Source organism: Rhodohalobacter sulfatireducens, assembly GCF_022012475.1.
Lineage (GTDB): Bacteria > Bacteroidota > Rhodothermia > Balneolales > Balneolaceae > Rhodohalobacter > Rhodohalobacter sulfatireducens.
Map to the genome: position 1 here is coordinate 141,604 of NZ_JAKLWS010000003.1, position 21,982 is coordinate 163,585.

Genomic DNA, 21,982 nt, shown 5'->3' on the forward strand with positions numbered 1-21,982 from the left:
TTGAAAGCTATAAACTCGCTTCTATATGCCCTGCAATATGGTTGGCATGAATCCGTGTATTTTCAATAAATAGGCTGCTGGTATCCATTCCCCCGCAAACCACTCCCGAAACGTATAAACCTTTTCGATTGGTTTCCAGCGTCTTTTCATTGTGAACCGGCATTCTCTTCTCATCATTGGTTAGTTCAATGCCGAGTTTTTCCATGAGTCCGAAATGAGGATGGTAACCGGTCATAGCGAGAACAAAATCATTCGAAATCGTTTTAACGCCATCTGGGGTCTGAATATCTACCGCATCCTCCCGTATTTCCACCAATTCGGAGTTAAAATACCCGTCGATGGACCCCTCCTTCAGGCGGTTTTCGATATCCGGCAGAACCCAGTACTTAATCGTCTGTTTCAGCTCTGATTCCCTTACAACCATCGTTACATTGGCATTCTTTCTCCAGGTTTCCAGGGCTGCATCAGCGGCAGAGTTTCCCGCACCGACAATCACAACGTCTTGCCAGGCATATCGGTGTGGATCATCGTAATAGTGCGAGACTTTTGGAAGTTCTTCACCGGGGATATTCAGAAGATTTTCCTGTCCATAAAAACCGGTAGCCAATACCACTTTCTCGGCACGGTAACTTCCCTTCTCAGTGATTACATCAAAAGCTCCGTCTTTCCCTTCCAAAGCAGTAACCTCTTCATAGAGCCGAATGTTCAGGTCGTAATGTTCTGCAGCACGCCTGTAATACTCTAAAGCTTCGCTGCGGGTTGGTTTTGGATTATTCGAAATAAAGGGAATATCTCCAATCTCAAGCTTATCTGAGGTTGAGAAAAACGTCATATTAGCCGGGTAGTGATAAATCGAATTTACCAGGCAGCCCCTCTCAATGATTAGTGATTTAATACCTCTTTGTTTTAACTCAATAGCCGTTGCCAGCCCTATGGGGCCGGCGCCGATGATGACTACCATATGTAAAATCTGTTCATTTGGGTTTGATCAATTAAGAATCACCAAAATACGAATCATACGGCTTAAATGTCATTAAGCTTCTTGATCGTACAAATAGATGAAATCACTGACGATCAAATAAAATCGGAAAAGTAATCCCCAATTCTTTGATTGATCCACCCATTGGGAACACTCCAAAATCCTACATGGCCGCCCTTATCCGTAAAGTGAGTTTTTATGTTTGAATTTTTTTTGATCTGCTCCACGGGCGTCCACTTAAATGGGCACATGGGATCCTCTCGGCTATGAATAACCAGCGTATCTGTTCGAATCTGATCCATAAAAAAGGCACTTGAGCAATGGTGATAGTAATGTTCGGCACCTTCAAAACCGTGAATAGGACCGGTAATTTGATCATCAAATTCATAAAGCGTAGATCCCTCAAATGTGGGAAGGGCGGGGAATTTGGCCCGTTTTTCTTGCAATTTCTTTTTGAGTGTTTGTAAAAACAAAACAGAATAGAGTCGATTGAAACCGGCTTCCAGGTTCAGGGATCCTTTCTTTAATTCAAAAGGTGTGGAGATAGCAGAGATTGCCCTCAGTGGGTGATTTGAACCATGTTTATTTACGAAGTTGAGAAGAGCGCTTCCCCCGAGTGAAAATCCCGCACCAAAAAGTGTCGACTTTGGAAAGTGATCCTGAACCCATTCAAAAACCACCTCGAGATCATCGGTTTCACCGGAGTGATAAAACTTTTTCTGCCGATTCATGTCTCTTCCACAGCTTCTGAAGTTCACTGCAACTGTGGAAAAACCTCGTGTGTTGAGATGCTCTGCAAGTTGTGTAATGTAAAATCGGCGAGAGTGTCCCTCCAGTCCATGGAAGAGTACCACAACCGGTTTGCCGGTTCCGCTTTCAACAACGTCAATTTCAAGGAAGTCATTGTCGGGCGTATCAATTTGAACGTTTTCAGAGTGAAGGCCCGGTGATTCAAAAATAAGCGAACATAAAATGGTATGGGCATGGCCATTGAAACACCAGGGCGCTGATTTAAATGAGGTATCACTTTTCATATGATCTGAAATTAGAAAAATGACGATAGAATTACAGTTTTGAAACCAAATCACAGAAGATTTTGGCAATCACATTCTTTATCATTTTGCAAGAACTTAATAAGAGCCGACAGCTATGCCCGAAATCTACCAGACAAAACCTGTTAAGCGCATTGCCGCCATTGATATTGGCACCAACTCTTTTCATGCTGTAATTGTAGATGTGTATCCCGACGGAAGCTTTTATACAATTGATAAATTAAAAGAGATGGTTCTTCTTGCCGAGAAGGGATTTGATAATCGGTTGTCTGATGGCGCCTTCCAGCGAGCATTGGATGCTCTTCATAAAATAAAAACTTTATGCGATCACCAGGGAGCAGAGAAAATAATGGCCTATGCCACCAGCGCAATCCGGGAGGCAGAAAATGGTGGCGAATTAATCCAGAGAGTGATTGACGATGTAGGAGTTAAGATTGTTGCCATACCCGGGCGCGTTGAAGCTGAATTGATTGGCCTTGCCGTTCAGCACGGGGTTGAAATGTCCAACAGCCCGTCACTTATCATGGATGTGGGGGGTGGAAGTGTTGAGTACATTATCGCAAATAATGAGAAGTTTTTTCATCTTAGCAGTAAAAAATTAGGCGTAGCCAGGATGACAGCCCGGTTTGTAGATAATGATCCCATATCAGATGAAGAGATCCAGGCTCTTACTACCCACTTTCGGACGAATCTTACAGATGTTGCTCAGTCCTTTGCTTCCAATAGAGCCTCTATGATGATCGGCTCTTCAGGAACTATGGAAAACATCGCGTTGATGATAGCATATCGGAAAGAAAAAACTCCAAATCTGAGTGTGAACGAACTCGAGTTCACCGCTGCAGAATTTTTCAACCTTTATGATGATGTAATCGGGATGGATTACGATGAAAGGGCAGAGTTAAAAGGCCTTGATGACAAGCGGGTTAGCCTTCTGCCGGCCGGACTTGTATTAGTAAATTATGTTTTAAAAACGTTTGGAATTAAACGGGTTAAAATTTCATCGCAGGCACTGCGTGAAGGAATTATTCTTCGGTACCTCAATCAAGAGATGACCTACCTTCAGGAGACAGAATTTATTGAGAGCCCACGGCGACGCAGTGTGTTAGAACTTGTGCATAAGTGCAATTGGCACGAACAACACTCCCGGCACGTGGCAAAACTTGCCCTTCAGCTGTTCGATCATTTCCAGAAAGAGTTTGACCTGGAAGATGTGGACCGTGAACTGCTTGAGTATGCCTGTTTTATGCATGATATCGGGTATCATATTTCACATCGAAAGCATCATAAACATGCTCTCTATATAATTCGCAATTCCGACCTGAAAGGGTTTAAGGAGAATGAAATTGAGATCATGGCTAATGTTTCCCGGTATCACAGGAGATCTACGCCCAAATCGCGGCATAAGCATTATGATAAGCTGCCCAAAGCAGAAAAACAGCGTGTAAAGAAGCTATCGGCAATTATGAGGATCGCAGACGGACTGGATCGCAGTCATTATCAAAATGTGCAGGGAATGACCATTGAGAAAACAGCTGATCAGGTCATTATAAATATCAAAACAGAATCAGATCCACAGCTTGAAATTTGGGGTGCCATGCGTAAAAATGCTCTTTTTGAGGAGGTTACGGGAAGAACTCTAAAAATTCAGAAAGCAGAAAAATTCTCACCGGCAATGGTTTAGTATTCCAATCCGAGAGCGGGTTAAGAATTAGGTTTAAAAAGTCCACACATCAAGGATGTTGAGGGGTATCGTTTTCTCCAGTAGTACAGGATTTGGGTTCTAAGGGATATCATCCCTCGAGACTCCCCATATTTTTCGTATTCACATACCCTTGACGAGCCTTAGACTTTCATTCTTGTTCTTTTTGGTACTCCTTTAATTTTTGAATGTATTCGTATCTTGCTCTTATCCCCGCACGATTTCCGTAAAATACTCCCAGCCCGCAAGCCAGTGCAAGCACTGCCAGCAGTAAAATTTCATTGCTTGTAAATGATTCTCTGACAAACAATATCCAACTGATGGGGGGTATAAAAATAAATAAGCCAAGTACATAATGCGCTTGTGTAGGAGCCGGTACTTTTCGAATAAATCGTTTAACGGCACTGTACGCTAAATTTAAGTAGATCAGTCCAAATCCTAAGAGTACTGCCAACCCAAGCCAGCCCGGTTCTGATACAAGGTATAGAAATTGATTAGAGAAAATCATGATTGCCAGCGATATCATAACCACCCATGTTGAGTAAGCAAAAAAACGAGCTTTATCCTGCATATGTATCATTTTTAGTTTGAAATGGTAACTACCAAAGAATTCAGTCCAGTCATAACATCACCTAATACCTGCGTGGAACTCTTCCATTGGGGGATGAACTTCTTTCAAGATTATTCAGAAGTGGAAGTTTCTGAAATAAACTTTGGATCTGTCCTCCTGAGAGACTTAACCGGAACGCATAATACTGGAATTCACCGAAGGGATTAAAATTGAATGATAAGTTCCAGCAGACCATCTGTCGGTTCAGGCTGAACTGGGAGGGTGTAAGTTCTTTCTCAATAAAGTCGTATCCAAGCCTGGTACGTAAGCTCCATTTTGGAGTCAGGTTAAATTGAATATTGTTGGCATTTAAAACAGCCGATTTTCTTGCATCCCGTCCATGGCGATAGGTCCAGCGGTAACTGAAATCCAGTCCCATCCTGAATCCACTGGAATACCCCTGTACAGGTTGTGAAAAAAACCGTGTGTCCACCGGGCTGAAGAACGTTTGATCGTAGGGATCATAAGGTCTGTATTCCGGCGTAGTTATTCTTGCTCCTCGCCCCCTTCCTCCCAGTGTAATATCTGTGGATACACTCAAACTATAGTTGAGCGGTTGTAGAAATTTGTTGGTATCCTGCCAGATAAACCGGTCAATTTCACGTCCATTTTCGTCTCTCGAGTAAAATGAATATCCGGCACTGGCTCGGATTCTAAAGTTATTGACAGCACTGGAGGAGAGAGAAACATTCATACGCCCAAAATTCAGGCTGTCAGCCGCAAAGTTATAACTCGATGTGGCCGAGAGGTTATCAATCAGTCGAAGATTATTCGATTTTACTTCACCTGTTGAATCTCTTCGAACCCGTTTGGTTTCCAGGATATTGGTAACACCAAAAGACATAGTTCGTTGTTCGCCGGCACCGGGCCCGCCAAAAACGGCATCTTCAAAAATAGAATATTCCTGTGTGTTGCCAAGTGTATCCCGCTGGACTTCCCTGTAAATGCCCCACTGATCAGAAGAAAAATCGGGCCTGTAACTAAAGCTGATGTTTGGACGAACAGTATGCCTCAATCCTTCGAAACTTCCGGCCTTTATTTGTGAGATACCGTAAAATGTAGTGTTAAAACTTAAATTGGTTGAAAAATCCCGAGTTGTTGCAAAACTGCGCTCTTTAAAAGTCTCAACACGATTTTCTTCTTCGTTAAATTCTTTTCTGATTGTGGCCGGGTACCAGTACTCGTTGTAATTGATTCCCGCACTTACATTTAAGAAACGACTGGGGATCAGTTGCCCCGCACTTACCTGTGCCCTCTGAATAAATCCATATTGCAGATGATCGTCATTACCGGTTGCTTCTTCATATTTTTGAGGATCAAAAAGAGCATCGAACCAATTTATTTTGGCAGAATCTGCCGCAGTTGGTTGAAAAGTATATCGAGAGCTGAAGTTGTTCCTGTAATTCACGGTAACTCTTTCATACCACTGCTCCTCCATACCGGTATTATCGGATTCGAACGGAGAAAACTGACGAACTGAAAAATTCATTTCCGGTCCCGTAAGCCGAGTAGTATTTGTAGCAAACTGTTGGTTCAGATTCGAGCTGACACTAAAATTGTAGAGGTTTTCAGGGTGATTATATCGATAGGATACCCTGGATGTTGTACTCGTCTCGGCGCGTTCGTCAAGGTCAAAGGAGTTTCTTCGAAAATAGTCGGCAGTTCGCAGGTTTATATTTGCCGAAAGGGAAGCGTACGGTGAAAGCTCCTGGCTGTGATTAACCGATATGCGTTTTGTGGTTGTTTCCGTAAACCCCGGATCGGTTGGCTCAAGCCCCCTTTCTTTTGAATATCCGATTGTTACGCTGCCATTAAAATCACCGGTTTTTCTATACTGCATGCGTGATTCATTGAAAAATGTACCGGATGTGAAAATGTCGAACGAGGTTTGCGCGGTAAAATAATCACTGAAATATTGAAACCACCCCAGATTTTGCAAGCCAATTCCCCTGGCAGAAGTATTTTGGAAAGCATAAGTTGGCTCCAAAAGTCCCGATCGCCTCTGTTCAAAACCGGCGGGTACGTACCCAAAGGGAAAAATCAACGGATAAGGAATATCAAGAATAAACAAACGGGCATTTGTGAAGAAAATCTCTTCTTCATCAACGACTTTCATTCGCTTGGCCTGGATGTAGTAGTACATATGCTCGGGCGGGCACGTGGAGTAGATCCCGTCTTCTATAAAAACTTCATTCCGCGATACATTTTTTACTTTTGTACCGATCAGATGTCCATCCGGTACATTGATCTCTGCTACTTCAAATTTCCCTCGTTCCGTCTCATAGTTAAATAGAATCCTCGTACTTCGAAGTTCCTGGTCGTCTTGTGTTAATACGGGGTGCGACAGGGTATCCTGTGCGGAACTGGCAGTAGCCTGAAGCTGACTTTTATCGAGATTTAACTCTACTGTACCGGCCTTTAAATTTCCACTTTCGTGGCTTACGTTTGCTGCACCATAAAGCATGGCGATTCGCTGTTCACCGAACGTAAATGTTAGTGAGTCACGTGCCTGAAAATTGACGGCATCCTCTACAGCTTGCCTGTCTGCTGAACGGTTTTGTGCCGTTTGTTGGGTATTAGCGCCTGCTGGAATGCCACCGGGTGGTTGTTCTCCACCCTGTTGCGTGTTCAAAGGACTGGCAGAAGATGTAGTGTCAGGCGGGGTAATTTGAGGCTGCTCGGTTTCAACCTGGGCATGGACATTCCTGCTCCCGATAAATACGAAGAGAATGAGCAAAAACACCCATATTGATTGATTTCTGGTGACGTGAATCCGCATGCTTTAAGCTAAGCATCACAACTCTTCAAACGCAAGGCTGGCTGCTCCAAGAAGTGCGGCATCATTTCCAAGTGATTCGTAGATGATATCAAAATTTTCTCTAAAGGGTGGCATCAGGTATTTGATAGCTGTTTCTTTGGCCGGCTCAAGAATAAATTTGCCTGCTTTGGCTACTCCACCGCTAACCACAATTTTTCTGATATCGAGGATATGTATATAATTAACAATAGCATAGCCAAGTTTCTCACCAGTTTTTCTAAGAATTCCGACAGCGAGTTCATTTCCTTCTTTGGCAGCGTGATAGAGATCAACCGGTTCAAGTTTTTCAAAATCTTTGTGAAAGGTTTTGTACAAAGAGTTCTCTTCCTCTTGTCGGATGGTATCTGCAGCATAACGGCTTAAAAATCGCTGGCCAAGATAAGCTTCAATCCCGCCACGGGTATTACTGTTCGATAAAGGCCCGTGATAGTCGATGATAACGTGACCCAATTCAGCAGCCATTCCGGTGGTTCCCCGGTAAATTTTATTGTTGTATATGATACCTCCCCCAACTCCAGTTCCAAGAGTAATCATGATGAAATCATCGAAATCAATTCCGACTCCAAAACGGGCTGATCCGAATGCAGCCAGGTTTGCATCATTCCCTATCACACATCTAAAACCGGTTCTTTGTTTAAGTGCATCTGCTACATTTTCAACCTTAAAGCCAGGTAAATTTGGCGGGTTTTTTACGGTTTTCCGATCCATACTCACCATGCCGGGCATACCTATACCAATACCAATCGGTTCATCATCATGTTCATCCAACAGATCAGATACGGCCATTGCAATACGATCATAGACGTGCTCTTTTCCCATATCAGCATGAGTGGGAATACAACTTGTTTTTATAAAACCTTTCTTTTTATCTACTAATGCGGCTTTTATGTTTGTACCGCCTAAATCAATACCTATTGCAATCATATCTCAACATTATGTGACAAAGATTCTATAAAAAGGAAAAATATTTAGAGGGAAGCAAAAGGAATTATTCGGTTTTTTCGACTTTATAAACCGTCTCATCCGGTTTTTTCATACCATAATCTTCCCGTGCAATTTTCTCAATCAGATCCGGATTATTCTCAAGCTCTTCGATTTTCACATCCAGTTCAGCAGCTTTTCTTTCATACTCAGCAGTACGCTCAATCAATTCCTCTTTTTGATTTTCCAATTGTATTTTGGTGAATAAGCTATAGGTATCAAAAAAAAGGAACCATATAACAATACAGGCAGCGAGCAGGCTGATAAGCAAGGACTTGTTCCAGCGCAGAGGATTTAAATACTCAGTGTTCATGGTTCTGTATCGATATTTTTACGAAATTACTTCAAAATAGGCGTAGAAACAAAACAGAATATCTCTATTTGTGCGTGAGAGGACATTATACGTTGGATGTTTAATTTCTTTTCTATTGGTTTTCTATGCTCAGGTTGTATCTGCTCAAAAAGCCGACACCAGTTCAGTTGAATGGGTAGAGATCTTTTTTAACATGCCTGCTGATCATTCTGTGGCGAAGGATAACAACCTGGCAAATGATGAAGCCGACCTTCTTCAAACCCTTATAGTCCTGATCGACTCTGCAAAATACAGTGTGGATCTTTCTATTTATGATCTCGAAAATCTTAAAGTAGGAGAAGCATTGGTCCGGGCTGCAGAACGGGGTGTTCGGGTTCGGGTTGTCACAGATTATTATAACCGGTTCAACGACCGGGAGCTGGATGAAAAAATGTGGGAAATGCTGAGACAAGCAGAGATCTATAGTATTGATGACGCCGGAGAGGTGTTTCACCCGGATGGATCAGTTACATCGCATCGTTTGACAGGGGCCAGCTATGACATGCACAACAAGTTTGCAGTCATCGATATACTGAGTGAAAATCCTGATGATTACTATCTGTGGACCGGATCAATGAACTTAACCTATACAGGCCCAATCAATACAAATAATACCATTGTGATAAAAGACAGCGAGGTCGCAGAGGCATATCATGAGGAGTTTACGCAGATGTGGGGTGGAGATGGTGACGTTCCAAACCCGGAACAGTCCCGATATCATAAAGAGAAGCGATACATTGGTGAGAGTGTTTTTTTCGTCGACTCAACCAAAGTGGAGCTTTATTTTGCTCCCGTCAACAGTAATGACAATAAGCCATCACCCGCTGCAAGAATTACCGAATTGATTGAGAGAGAGGCTCAATATGATGTAAACTTCATGGCTTTTGCAATATCGCATGACATTACCATGAGCCGGGAGATGTGGCAGCGTTCTTTTACGGATGGAATTAGACTCCAGGGACTGATTGCTCCGCGATTTTATGCTCAGTATAGAAATGCCGGGGTGATTTGGGCTACGCCCGAGGCTCAATTGGGAACGCGAAACATCAGGCAGGCAAACGAGCTGAGAACCCTTCACAGTAAAACAATGCTGATTGATGTAACAAAACCATTTGAAAACAATCGAGGCATAGCTATTGCCGGTTCATATAATTACTCAAACAATGCAGAGCAGAATAACGACGAAAATTTGCTCATTTTTCACTCTTCAAGTATTGCTAACCAATATTATCAAGACTTTATGGGGGCAATGAATCGTGCAACAGGAAAATCATCACCACCGGTTCCGCAAATTTATATCGATGAGTGGTACCCGGTAATGGAGGTTATTGACGGAAATCTTTTTGAGATAAAGCTTGCCGAGGGATTCGGTTATCCGGTTCGATTTCTCGGGGTGGATGCTCCCCGAATTTATGTAAGTGAGGATTCATCTGAATATTACTCCGGACAGGCCGCTGTATTCCTATCGAATCTTTTGGAGGATAAAGAAGTACGTTTGCAGGGGTACGATTCCGGAGTTCCCGAATCGCGGTATGGTTCCTTTCGTGCATATGTACAGGCCAGAGGGGATGATGGGGAAGTCATCAATGTAAATTCAAAACTTGTCAAAAAAGGGTTTGGAGAGTGGACCCCTTATTATCGTCAACAGCCCGACTCAATAGAATCTTTTCAGCGACACACAAGATTGGCGAAAAGTCTGAGGGTTGGAATGTGGAAAAATCCCGATAGAGTTGGAGAGAAAATTGCCCGGTTGGAGATAGGCAGTGATGGTGAGCAGATCGATGTAACCTTTCCAATCAATATTAATATCGCAGATGAAACGACGTTGCGGGCGTTAACGGGAATTGGTCCTGCTTATGCCGGCCGAATTGTGAAATATCGATTAGAAAATGGTTTGTTCGAAGATGTGAATGAGCTGACGAATATTCGGGGTATCGGCCCGGTTACGATGCAGAAATTAAGGCCTTATGTAACGATTGAGTAATGAAAAGAAGTTGTCGGGTGGATGATTTCACTGAAATCCTGTTTTTATGCCTTCAAGACTCATCCAATGACTGTTATCAGAAAATTTTTCAATCAATAATCGAAGATCACAAATCAGGTTCGTTATAAAAAAATAACCCCTACCGGGTATCAGCCGATAGAGGTTAATCAAGAGAGATTCTTAGTAAAATGGTTGCACTAATGCGTGAATCGGGAGGGGCTCGAACCCTCGACCCACGGCTTAAAAGGCCGTTGCTCTACCAGCTGAGCTACCGATTCAACAAATGATTTCCTCATTTTCAAAGACTCTAAAGGTAAGGGTTTTTGTGATTGAAAATCAAACATCGAAGTCTAATTTTTAAACCCTTTTACTAATTTATTGATTCTTAGGCTTAGGTAAATGCATCAATGAGCATGCACAACAGCTTCATTCTACATATCTTAACGCTAAAGAAAACCTTCTATTTCAATTTTTAAAAATTACCGTTATGGCAACGATTTTTACAAGAATAATTCAAGGAGATATTCCAAGTTATAAAATAGCAGAAACTGATACTCATTTTGCTTTCCTGGATATTAATCCCATTGCTGAAGGGCACACCCTTGTTGTTCCGAAGGAGGAGACAGATTATCTTTTCGATCTTTCAGATGAAAATTTAAGTGAGACAATAATCCTCTCTAAAAAAATTGCACACGCTATTGACAAGGCACTGAACCCATTACGAACCGGTGTAATTGTGGAGGGCCTTGAAGTTCCACATGCACATATTCACCTGGTGCCTATCTACAGGGAAGACCAAAATGTATCTCTTAGAAATAAGGTTGATGTCTCCAAGGAGAAGATGGAAGTCCTGGCAAAATCTATAGCGGATGAGGTTCGGTTATGAAATTCCTGATTTTAAATGGGCCAAATTTGAACCTGTTGGGGCAAAGGGATGAAGCTACTTATGGATCGGAGACGCTGTCTGAGATCGAAAATCATCTCAGAGAGAGTTATTCTGATCATGACTTTATTTTTGTTCAAAGTAACCATGAGGGAGATCTGATCGACGCCATTCATTCTGTTCGATCGGGCACTATTGATGCTATTGTTGCGAACTGGGGTGGATTTACACACTCATCCGTAGCCATTCACGATGCACTGGAACTTGTGAGCATTCCCAAAGTTGAAGTACACATCTCCAACATTCACGCCCGGGAAGAGTTTCGGGAGCGCTCCATTACCGGTAAGGTGATGGATGGAATTATCACGGGATTTGGAATCAACAGCTATGTGCTGGGAGTGCAGGCAGCCTTGCAACTCATTTCGAAAAAATAAAAGGTGCGAAAACTCAGAGAACTTTTTTCCGATACACTGATCTACGGCGTCAGTAATGTGCTGGCTCGATTCATCAATTATCTGCTTGTGCCGTTTTATACGGATGTGTTTTCTCCGGCCCGTTACGGAATAGTTGGGCTGATTTATGCGGCAATCACATTTTTAAATGTGATCTTTACATTCGGCATGGAGTCCGCTTACCTGCGATATGCCGAAAACCGGAAAGAAGCCGCTAATATTTTTAAAACGATTCAGCTCAGCCTTCTCGGGTTTGCAACCATTCTCAGTCTGCTTCTTTGGTTATTGATGCCATGGCTTCTTCCCCTATTCAATCTCGGGCAGGAAACATCCGGTATTTTTTTGATGATGATCGGGATCATCTGGTTTGATACGCTTGCGATTGTACCGCTTGCTGAACTCCGGCTGATTAGAAAAACGATACCATTTGCAGCGTTAAAGTTGTTACATGTGGGAATCAACATCGCATTGAATTTCTACCTGATTTTAGGGCTCAATTTTGGAATCGAAGCGGTGTTTATAGCCAATCTTGCGGCTTCGATGGTTATTACTATTCTTGTTTGGATATTTACATCTGATTTATTGAGCGGTACATGGAACAGCACTTGGTTGACAAAAGCCTTTCAGTTTGGTTGGCCGTTTGTGCCGGCCGGAATTGGCTTTGCAATCAACGAGGTGCTGGACCGGTTTTTTCTAAACAATATGGATCCGGCTGCGGCTGAACAGATTTACGGGATGGGGACCACACCCCAAGATATTGTTGGGATCTACAATGCATGTTATAAATTAGCGGTCTTTATGCTGCTTCTCGTACAGATGTACCGTATGGCATGGCAGCCGTTTTTCATGCGACATGCGGGAGATGAAGAATCACCCAAAATGTTTGGACAGGCATTTGTCTGGTATAATGCATTTTCAGCTATTCTCTTTTTGATTGTAGCCCTTTTTAGAGAACAGATTGTAGCGATCCGGATTCCGATTCTCGATGCAACTCTTATTGGGAGTGATTATTGGCTGGGTCTTGAAATTGTGCCGTACCTGCTATTGGCTTATTGGTTTCACGGCTGGTATATCAATTTTTCATCCGGCGTATTTATCAAAGAGAAAACAAGGATTCTCTATAAAATTACGCTGATGGGAGCGGTGATAACCATTATCGCTAACCTTGCATTAATTCCTTCATTTGGGATGATCGGCTCTGCAACGGCCACACTACTCAGTTACGGTGCGATGGCGCTGACCCTTGGGATCTATAGCAAGAATATTATGCATGTTCCCTATCGACTCCCCGAAAGTTTTGGATTGATGGTGATCTTTGCTGCTTTGGTATTTGGTGAGCCTATAATTGTGGGTTGGTTGAGTACAGGTGAGATAATAGGAAAAATGATCCTGTTCATTATTGGGCTTGTTGTAGCTGGAGGTTATCTACTGAAACTTGCCCGATTCCGGTAACTTTAAGGAGATTTGCAAGGCTGAGTAATTGCATTTCTCTTAAATCTCTGCAAAATCTGTAAGGGTCTATTAGATTTCGGTTCATATAGATAGGAGAGACTTTGAATCTGAACCATCAGCTGAATCTAAGATCACCAAACGTTCCTGCCGAACGGGATTATTTTGGGGCCGATATTTTGGTTACCGACCAAACATCCCTCCGGGATGTGATGGAATAAATTTAGATCTACCTTGAGATGTATAAAAGAGATTAAAAATGTTCCGATAGGAACAAGTGGTTGGTAACAACCAAGCCGTCGAAATATGAGGCCGTTCCGTAGGAACGTTTGGTGTCAAAAGACAAATTAGAACAAAAAAAAGACCTTATGCCAAACACATACACTCAAATCCACATCCAATTTGTATTTGCGGTGAAATATCGAAGAGCATTAATCGCAGCAGAATGGAAAGAGAGGTTACATCAATACATCACAGGCATCTTCCATCATAATGCTCATAAAATGTTACAGATCAACAGCATGCCAGATCATATCCATATTTTGGTAGGATTTCGTCCATCTCAATCTATCTCTTCGATGATACAAAATGTGAAAAGCGAGAGTAGTAAGTGGATACAACGTCAGAATTTATGTGATTCAAAATTTGCTTGGCAAGAGGGTTTTGGTGCTTTTTCGTACTCAAAAAGTCATGTTCCACGGGTAATCAAATACATCAAAAACCAAGAATAACATCATAGAAAAGTCTCTTTTTTGGATGAATACAAGAAGTTACTAAGAAGATTTGAAGTGGAGTATGATGAGAAGTATATCTTTACGAAGCCGAAGTAAACACCAGACGTTCCTATGGAACGAATACTGAATTGGTGTCGATTTATTGTTACCGACCAAACATCCCTCCGGGATGTAATGAAATAAATCTAGATCTGCCTTGAGATCGACAAAAGAGATTAAAAATTGTTCCGTTAGGAATTGTTACCGACTAATCGTCACTCCGGGACGATTCAAATTAAAATCAATATGTTCGTATCGAGCAAATATAAAACTGTAATTTTGGGACTTTGAATAAAAAACGAGTTGCAGTCAACGAAACACAGTTATCTACAAATGTTCCGTTTGGAAGATCTGACAGGTAATCAAAATGAATCATCAAGATATCTATTCGTTCCACAGGAACGATTTGTGATTGTTACGACAGCGATATGTATTTTACACAACCGATTTTTGGAGATCTAAGAATCATTTTTTCTGTTTAAAAATCTACATTCTACATTTACAGCTATGATCAAATCCCTATATATAAAAGACTTTGCGCTGATCGATGAACTAGATGTTCAATTTCAGTCCGGCTTAAATGTGCTTACGGGCCAAACCGGCGCAGGTAAGTCAATTATCATTGGAGCGTTGCACATGATTCTTGGTGAGCGTGCGGATACAGATGTGATTCGAAAAGGAGCAGATAAAGCCATTTCAGAAGCATTTATCCATGTTGGGAGAAATGAGTATCTCAAAAAGTTGCTCGAAGAACAATCCATTGATTACAGTGAGGAGCTGATCCTTCGGCGTGAGATTCGTGAAAACGGAAGCCGCGCATTTATCAATGATACGCCGGTGAATATTTCTGTTTTGAAACAGGTGGGTGATCAGCTTGTGGACCTGCACGGCCAGTACGATCATCAGCTTCTGTTGAAAGAGGAGCATCACCAGGGAGTGATTGATCAGTTTGATACGATTGAGCCGTTTTTGGAAACCTATCAAAAAGAGTATCGAACAATGCAGGAGTTGCAGAACCAGTTGCGCAATCTTGAGAAGAAAGAGCGTGAACTGAAAGATAAAACTGAGCTTTACCAGTTCCAGGTTAAGGAGCTTGAAGATGCCGAACTGGATCTGCATGAAGAGGAGGATCTCAAAGCGGAAATGAATCTGCTGGATAATGCCGAGGATTTGGATCAAAAAGCGGCAGCCATTACTGAGATTGGGAACGGCGATGATGTGAGCCTGATGGATATGCTCAATAGCATTAAACTGAATCTTGAAGATATGGCAAGAATTGAGCCTGATTTTGAGACCTATTTGCAGGAAGTGAATACGGCCAGGATTAGTATCCAGGAAACCATTCAATTTGCAGAGAGGTATAGAGATCGGATAGAGTTTAATCCACAGAGACTCGAAAAACTTCGTCAAAGGCAATCGGAACTGAACCGGCTACAGAAAAAATACCAGCGTTCCATTCCTGATCTGATTGCATACCTGAATGAGATTAAAGCTGAGTTAAATGTGGCTGAAAATTTTGAGTTTGAGATTGAAAAAATAGAGAAGGAAATACAGGAACAGGCGTCTACACTGAAAGAAAAAGCTGTTGCTCTTCATAATGAACGGCATAAAATCGGCGAAAAGCTTTCAGAAGATATTGTGAATTCATTGAAAAACCTTGGCATTCAGCACGGACAGTTCAGAGTAAATGTTGCCTGGCGATTTTCAGAAAATGGCTGGTTTGAAAGTGAAGGCCAAAAAGTAGATTGCAGTGAAGATGGTTGTGATGATATTCAATTCTTTATCTCTACAAATAAAGGTGAAGACCCTAAGCCGCTGGCAGCTATTGCCTCGGGTGGAGAGGTCAGTCGCGTGATGTTATCACTGAAATCGATCTTAGCTCGCGAACAGAAACTGCCGGTTATGATTTTTGATGAAATTGATACCGGAATCAGTGGTGAGATTTCTGAGAAAGTGGGCAGGGTTATGCGAAAACTTTCCGAAATGTGCCAGATTGTAGCGATTACCCATCAGCCTCAAATAGCGAGCCAGGCTCATAAACACTACAAAGTGCAAAAAGTGGAGGAAAATATGCGAACCGTAACTAAAATTCTTCCGCTTACGGATGAAGAACATATCCGAGAAGTTGCCAGCTTGATGAGCGGTGAGCAGATTACTGAATCGGCCCTGACAAGTGCTCGAGAATTGATCGATCGTGGCGGGATGAGAAACTAAATTAAGTTAACAGTACGCAGTAAACAATTTAAATCTTCCAGCCCATGAAAACTTGTTTACTTCTACTCAATTTTTTGGTGATAACTTCCACAGTTTTTGCACAAACCAATGTACTGATCGCCTATCACAGTGAGAGCGGAAACACAGAGAGAATGGCGGAGGCAGTTGCAGAAGGAGCTCGCTCTATTGAAGGTGTGAATGTGATGTTGTTGCCAGTTAATCAAACTCAAGAATCCGACCTGCTACAGGCCGATGCCATTATCGTGGGCAGCCCGGTGCATAATGCGAATGTTTCAACGGAAATACAGCAGTTCTTTACATCCTGGCCGTTTGAAAACGAGCCGCTGAAAAATAAAATAGGAGCTGTCTTTGTAACCGGCGGCGGAATCTCGGCGGGTGAAGAGATTGTACAGATGAACATGATACAAAGCATGCTGGTTTTCGGAATGATTATTGTGGGCGGGCCGGACTGGACACAGCCATTTGGTGCCTCAGCAATTACCGGTGAAGATCCATTTCAAGTCAACTCGCCCAATGAACTATCTGAGCAATTTTTAGAAAAGGGAAATTTGCTTGGCCATCGCGTAGCCCAGATTGCCTCAGCCATAAAAAGTAAAGAAAAGAACTAAGTATTTTACTTCTCCACATGTAATATTTAAAAATGGGTTGTACTTTTCGGTATAGAGTAGAAAAAAAGAGGGAGGAGTGATGTCGAAAATTCTGCATAAAATCATTGATGAACAGATCAAGACATGGGAACTGGAGAGCTCGTTTAAAAATAAAATCATTACGCCAAAGGGAAATCCGTACCCGATTATAACCATCTCCAGGGAGTTCGGGGCGAGAGGAGCTGCATTGGCCACCCTGATGGGAGAAAAAATGGGGTTTAAGGTTTGGGATCGTGATATTCTTCAGGCGATTGCCGATAAATTGGGCAGCAGTAAAAAATATCTCGAATCACTGGATGAAAACCGAAGAGTGTTGATTGAAGATGTGGTCGTGGGATTTATGAAGAATGTAAACACAAATGTTAACTATCTTCGTACACTTACACGGCTGATTCGCACTGTTGAATACCATGGTAATGCAATTATTGTAGGCCGTGGGGCAAATTATATTTGTCGGGATCCGCATTCATTCCATGTTCGAATAGTATCGCCCGAAGAGAAAAGAGCTGTTGATTATGCTGCAAGGGAAGGTATCACCAAAGCAGAAGCACTCTCAATTATCAAAAAAACTGATGCAGAACGCGGGGAGTTTGTACGCTACTATTTTAAAAATGAGATATCAGATTCCTCCGATTATGACCTTGTTCTTAATTCAGGAACATTCAGCTTGCAAGAGATGATGGCGATTGTAGTAGAAGCCTATGAACAAAAAAGCGGGTTAAAGCTGGAGTTTGTAAGCTAATTATAGATTTCATGGAAATAACAGGGTTTTTATTTGATAAAGTTGAGAAATAACTTTAAATGAGAATGACCATTACCAAACAACCAAGACATTAACCATATCATGAGTAACCATATTTCTCGAAAACATTTTATTGGATCTTCGTTAATGGCAGCGGCCGGATTATCAATTGTACCAAGTTCAGTATTAGGAGGAAGTAAAGTAGCCCCAAGCGATAAACTATCTCTTGGGTTTATTGGAACCGGACGGCTGAGCCCATACCTGGCAACAAGCTTCCTGGAACTGGGAAATGTAGATATCGTAGCTGCTGCTGATGTTTATAAGGCTAAAGTTGAAGCATTTGAAGATCACGTGGCTGACCATTACAAGGAGCAAACGGGTAAGAACTATTGGGCGGGATTTCGAACCTACCACAATTATGAAGATATGCTGACACGTGACGACATTGACGCCATTGTTGTAGTTACGCCTGATCACTGGCATGCAAAAGCAGCGATTGATGCCGCAAATGCCGGAAAGCATATCTACTGCGAAAAGCCTCTCACACATACAGTCGTTGAGGGAAGGAAACTTGTAAATGCTGTAGATGAGAATGATGTAATTCTACAGACCGGTAGTATGCAGCGTTCCTGGGAATCCTTTCGTCATGCCTGTGAACTGGTTCGTAATGGGTACCTCGGAGAGATTCAGAAAGTGATTGTAAGTGTTACCGATCCGGCTATACCGTATGACCTTGAAGAGGAACCCATGCCCGAAGATCTGGATTGGGATCGATGGATTGGCCCTGCCCCCATGAACGTGTTCAATTCAGTTGTAGCACCACCGGTAGAAGACCAGAGCTGGCCGCGATGGAGGGACTTTAAAGAATTTGGCGGCGGTACTCTTTGTGACTGGGGAGCACATATGTTTGATATTGCTCAGTGGGCACTTGGAATGGATGATACCGGTCCGGTTGAACTGATCGCTCCAAAAACTCCGGTTCCAAAACGAGGACTCAAAATGATCTATGCCAACGGAATTGAGATGGAACACTATGAGTTTGGCAGGGGACACGGCGTTGAGTTCCACGGTACTGAAGGAAGTATGCAGGTTTCCAGGGAATTTCTGCAAACCAACCCTGCGAATATTGCTACTGCTGAGATTAAATCCTCCGACGAAAGATTGTATCACAGCGATAATCACTATGCAAACTGGATTGACGGCATCCGCGAGCACAAGGAAACCATTTGCCCGGCTGAGGTTGGTCACCGGTCAGCGTCCGTTTGCAACATAGCCAACATTGCTTACTGGGTGAACCGTGATTTGAAATGGGATCCGGTAGCCGAACGATTTGATGATGACGAAGCCAACAGCTATCTCGATAAGGAATATCGGGAAGGGTACGAGGTTTAGATAATTTATATACTTAATTTTAAAAATCATGCCTCAAGCGTAATGAGTAATTGCCGCTTGAGGTATTTTTTTATTAAGATTCTGTGGTTTCTGATTCAATTTTTATGCAGCTCAAATCTTATCTTATTACAATTGCTCCTTAAACGATCAGACGGCTCAATAATAAGTTCGTGAAAAACCCTCTTGAAATTTATTTCAAAGAAAATGATGGTAGAATTATCCATAAGTGGATCCACTACTTTGAAATTTACCATCGTCATTTTCAACGCTACAGAAATAAAGAGTGTATCATAATGGAGATCGGTGTTTCAATGGGAGGCAGCCTACAGATGTGGAAAGATTATTTTGGGGATCAGGCTAAAATCTATGGAATCGACATCGATGAAAATTGTAAGCAGTTTGAGGACAAATCAACTCATATTTTCATAGGATCACAATCCGACAGGGACTTTCTCAGGAAAATTAAAGAAAAGATCCCAAAGATCGATGTTCTAATCGATGATGGCGGCCACCGGATGGATGAGCAAAGAATAACGTTTGAGGAGTTATTTTATCACATAAAGGATGATGGTATCTATTTATGTGAAGATTTACATACCTCATACTGGGAAGAGTATGGAGGAGGCTATAAACAGCAGGAAAGCTTTATAGAATTCACTAAAGGCCTGATTGATCATCTAAATGCATGGCACATCAAGGGGGATGAACTTTCGCCAACCGATATTACACGTTCAGCACACTCATTCCATTATTATGACAGTGTATTTGTAATTGAAAAAAGAAAAAGAGAGAAACCATGGGAGGAGATGAGAGGAATCCAGCCGGGCAACTTTCTTGAAAAAAATATCAATAAAACGAATTTTGAAATATTTTTGCTAAAACTGGATTTACTGGGAATAGAACTGGATGAGAATCTGCGCCCCGAATTTGTGTATTTAAGCCCAAATTACCTGGAGATAAAATTTCCTGAAAAATACTCAGGGTTGACCTGGCCTGAGGATGCCTTGACTATGATTGGATACCAAAGATTATCAAACATTGAATTTTGTTTGAAAAACGTCATAGAAAATGATATTAAAGGAGACCTGATAGAAACAGGGGTGTGGAAAGGTGGAGCCTGTATCCTGATGCGAGGCATTCTGGATATTCTCAACGAGAAAAACAGAAAGGTATGGGTAGCAGATTCATTTCAGGGTGTGCCACGTTCTAACAGTAATATGTATCCGGATGATAAAAATATTGCACTCAATGAGTTTGACGAATTATCAATATCCAAAAGTGAAGTTAAAGGTAATTTTAAAAAATTCGATCTATTAGATGATCAGGTTGAGTTTTTGGAAGGCTGGTTTAAAGATACGCTGCCAACGGCTCCGATTTCCAGGTTATCTATTTTAAGGCTTGACGGAGATCTATATGAATCAACGATTGATGCCCTATTCTATTTATACCCTAAACTGTCCATTGGGGGTTATTGTATCATTGATGATTGGGGTGCCATTGAAGCATGCAAGAAAGCCGTAAATGATTATAGAAAGTTTTTTGGCATTGATGAAAAAATATGCTCTATCGATCATGATGGAGTGTTTTGGAAAAAAGAGAAACAAATTAAAAATGTTTCCAGGGAGAAATTTAACCGAGAGGTTATAAATAGGAATAAAGTGAAGATGCAAAGGAGAGACCGCTGGATTCAAGTTAAACAGGTAATAAAGAATGGTATCCGAAATTTTGTTCATGTGGAGTGATTATTGGATATGGTACTAAATGAAAAAATCTTTAAAAACCCTCAGTTTAATGACCAAGAATCAGCTTGGGTTGAACATATTCCTTTCGCTTTTTATCTAACAGACTTGATTAAACCCAAAGTGTTTGTAGAATTGGGGACTCATTTTGGGGTCTCATATTTTAGCTTTTGTCAAGCCATTAAGGATGATTCTATCAATTGTAAAGCATATGCAGTAGATCACTGGAAGGGAGATGAACATGCAGGTTTTTATGGAGGAGATGTTTACGATTATGTATATGAAATGAACCGTTTGCACTTCGAGGGCTTTTCGACACTTTTGAAGATGTCTTTTGATGAAGCTTCAAAAGAAGTAGATGATAACAGTATTGATCTGCTTCATATTGACGGAATGCATACCTATGAAGCAGTAAAGCACGATTTTCAAACATGGTTGCCAAAATTGAGTAGTTCTGGTGTTGTTCTTTTCCATGATACTTGTTTAAGAAAAGATGATTTTGGCGTTTGGAAATTGTTTAGCGAGCTGAAAGACCAATACCCTTCTTTTGAATTTATACATGGATGCGGACTAGGTGTTTTATGTGTAGGCAGCCATTGTAATGCTCAACTTTTGAAGTTCATTGATTCTGCGAAAGAAGATCCGTTAATATCTAAACTATTTGCATCAACGGGCAGAAAACATTCACTTGAGTATCAAAACAACCACTTAAAAAAGATTATAAATAAAGAGGTTCCCGAATTCGCCCAATTATTTTATAAGTGTAAAGAAGAGGATTACTCAGAATATAATTCATTTTCTCATGTGGCTGAAAACAAGAATATGCAATTTATCTTCAGATTTAATGATCCGGAATTTGTGAATAGCATCAGGTTCGATCCGCTTAATAACTACATAAAGATTAAACTTAACTCCATTGAGTTATTTTTGAACAATTCAAAGATTGATCATCCATATTCACTTTCATCCAATGCTTTCAGGGTTGATGGAAGTGATTATTTATTTGTTACCGATGATCCCCAAATCCAGTTAAATTTTGAGAGTAAAGAACCGGTCGAGATTGATGAAGTACGAATTAAAGTCGATTACGTTTATAAAGGAAATGAGATTATTGATTATTTAACCAGAGAGATCGAAAAGAAAACTGTACTAAAAAATATCTTAAAAAAAGCTAAAAACCTGTTCTTTAAATAAT

At 41.5% G+C, this 21,982-nt stretch carries 17 protein-coding genes, 1 tRNA gene and 1 pseudogene; 12 read left to right on the forward strand and 7 right to left on the reverse strand.

What is annotated here, in order from left to right:
• Window positions 1-7 precede the first annotated feature (7 nt).
• Both L6773_RS03980 and L6773_RS03985 read right to left on the reverse strand, forming a co-directional pair.
• Window positions 8-961: a YpdA family putative bacillithiol disulfide reductase gene (locus L6773_RS03980; RefSeq protein ID WP_237852559.1), complete on the reverse strand. Its 954-nt coding sequence runs from the start codon at window positions 959-961 to the stop codon at window positions 8-10.
• 113 nt (window positions 962-1,074) lie between these two features.
• Complete coding sequence (locus L6773_RS03985) at window positions 1,075-2,013, reverse strand: YheT family hydrolase (RefSeq protein ID WP_237852560.1); 939 nt, start codon at window positions 2,011-2,013, stop codon at window positions 1,075-1,077.
• Window positions 2,014-2,128: 115 nt separating this feature from the next.
• Here L6773_RS03985 and L6773_RS03990 point away from each other — a divergent pair, with 115 nt between their 5' ends.
• Window positions 2,129-3,712, forward strand: a complete 1,584-nt coding sequence (locus tag L6773_RS03990) for a Ppx/GppA phosphatase family protein (protein WP_237852561.1) — start codon at window positions 2,129-2,131, stop codon at window positions 3,710-3,712.
• A gap of 169 nt (window positions 3,713-3,881) precedes the next feature.
• Here the strand turns inward: L6773_RS03990 and L6773_RS03995 are convergent, their stop codons facing one another.
• The 4 genes from L6773_RS03995 to L6773_RS04010 all read right to left on the reverse strand — a co-directional run bounded on the left by L6773_RS03995 (window position 3,882) and on the right by L6773_RS04010 (window position 8,452).
• Window positions 3,882-4,301 carry a hypothetical protein gene (locus L6773_RS03995; RefSeq protein ID WP_237852562.1) on the reverse strand — a complete coding sequence of 140 codons (420 nt, stop codon included), beginning with the start codon at window positions 4,299-4,301 and terminating at the stop codon, window positions 3,882-3,884.
• Between the two features lie 61 nt (window positions 4,302-4,362).
• A complete protein-coding gene (locus L6773_RS04000) occupies window positions 4,363-7,077 on the reverse strand; it encodes a putative LPS assembly protein LptD (protein WP_237852563.1) in 2,715 nt (904 codons plus the stop codon).
• A gap of 57 nt (window positions 7,078-7,134) precedes the next feature.
• Window positions 7,135-8,082, reverse strand: a complete 948-nt coding sequence (locus L6773_RS04005; protein WP_237852564.1) for an ROK family protein — start codon at window positions 8,080-8,082, stop codon at window positions 7,135-7,137.
• A 64-nt stretch (window positions 8,083-8,146) separates the two neighbouring features.
• Complete coding sequence (locus L6773_RS04010; protein WP_237852565.1) at window positions 8,147-8,452, reverse strand: FtsB family cell division protein; 306 nt, start codon at window positions 8,450-8,452, stop codon at window positions 8,147-8,149.
• Window positions 8,453-8,522: 70 nt separating this feature from the next.
• On the opposite strand from L6773_RS04010, the gene L6773_RS04015 reads away from it, so the two are divergent.
• The gene (locus tag L6773_RS04015; protein WP_237852566.1) at window positions 8,523-10,475 is read left to right on the forward strand and encodes a phospholipase D-like domain-containing protein; all 1,953 of its coding nucleotides are present in this window, start codon (window positions 8,523-8,525) and stop codon (window positions 10,473-10,475) included.
• Window positions 10,476-10,680: 205 nt separating this feature from the next.
• Here the strand turns inward: L6773_RS04015 and L6773_RS04020 are convergent.
• A tRNA-Lys gene (locus L6773_RS04020) sits at window positions 10,681-10,753 on the reverse strand.
• 209 nt (window positions 10,754-10,962) lie between these two features.
• On the opposite strand from L6773_RS04020, the gene L6773_RS04025 reads away from it, so the two are divergent.
• The 10 genes and pseudogenes from L6773_RS04025 to L6773_RS04070 all read left to right on the forward strand — a co-directional run bounded on the left by L6773_RS04025 (window position 10,963) and on the right by L6773_RS04070 (window position 21,981).
• Window positions 10,963-11,361, forward strand: coding sequence for an HIT family protein (locus L6773_RS04025; RefSeq protein WP_237852567.1), 399 nt, complete (start codon window positions 10,963-10,965; stop codon window positions 11,359-11,361).
• Complete coding sequence (locus tag L6773_RS04030; RefSeq protein WP_237852568.1) at window positions 11,358-11,792, forward strand: type II 3-dehydroquinate dehydratase; 435 nt, start codon at window positions 11,358-11,360, stop codon at window positions 11,790-11,792. The genes L6773_RS04025 and L6773_RS04030 overlap by 4 nt, the downstream gene beginning before the upstream one ends.
• Before the next feature lie 3 nt (window positions 11,793-11,795).
• Window positions 11,796-13,262: an oligosaccharide flippase family protein gene (locus tag L6773_RS04035; RefSeq protein WP_237852569.1), complete on the forward strand. Its 1,467-nt coding sequence runs from the start codon at window positions 11,796-11,798 to the stop codon at window positions 13,260-13,262.
• A 365-nt stretch (window positions 13,263-13,627) separates the two neighbouring features.
• Window positions 13,628-14,089: pseudogene (gene tnpA / locus L6773_RS04040) on the forward strand (IS200/IS605 family transposase).
• A gap of 450 nt (window positions 14,090-14,539) precedes the next feature.
• Entirely contained in the window at window positions 14,540-16,246 is a 1,707-nt protein-coding gene (recN, locus tag L6773_RS04045; protein ID WP_237852571.1) for a DNA repair protein RecN, read from the forward strand.
• A 44-nt stretch (window positions 16,247-16,290) separates the two neighbouring features.
• The gene (locus L6773_RS04050; RefSeq protein WP_237852572.1) at window positions 16,291-16,875 is read left to right on the forward strand and encodes a flavodoxin family protein; all 585 of its coding nucleotides are present in this window, start codon (window positions 16,291-16,293) and stop codon (window positions 16,873-16,875) included.
• Window positions 16,876-16,954: 79 nt separating this feature from the next.
• Complete coding sequence (locus L6773_RS04055) at window positions 16,955-17,656, forward strand: cytidylate kinase-like family protein (RefSeq protein ID WP_237852573.1); 702 nt, start codon at window positions 16,955-16,957, stop codon at window positions 17,654-17,656.
• Between the two features lie 102 nt (window positions 17,657-17,758).
• Window positions 17,759-19,048 carry a Gfo/Idh/MocA family protein gene (locus tag L6773_RS04060; RefSeq protein WP_237852574.1) on the forward strand — a complete coding sequence of 430 codons (1,290 nt, stop codon included), beginning with the start codon at window positions 17,759-17,761 and terminating at the stop codon, window positions 19,046-19,048.
• Window positions 19,049-19,218: 170 nt separating this feature from the next.
• On the forward strand, window positions 19,219-20,790 hold the full coding sequence (locus L6773_RS21690; protein WP_237852575.1) for a TylF/MycF/NovP-related O-methyltransferase: 1,572 nt from the start codon (window positions 19,219-19,221) through the stop codon (window positions 20,788-20,790).
• A gap of 105 nt (window positions 20,791-20,895) precedes the next feature.
• Window positions 20,896-21,981, forward strand: a complete 1,086-nt coding sequence (locus L6773_RS04070) for a class I SAM-dependent methyltransferase (RefSeq protein WP_237852576.1) — start codon at window positions 20,896-20,898, stop codon at window positions 21,979-21,981.
• The last annotated feature ends 1 nt before the right edge of the window (window position 21,982 follow it).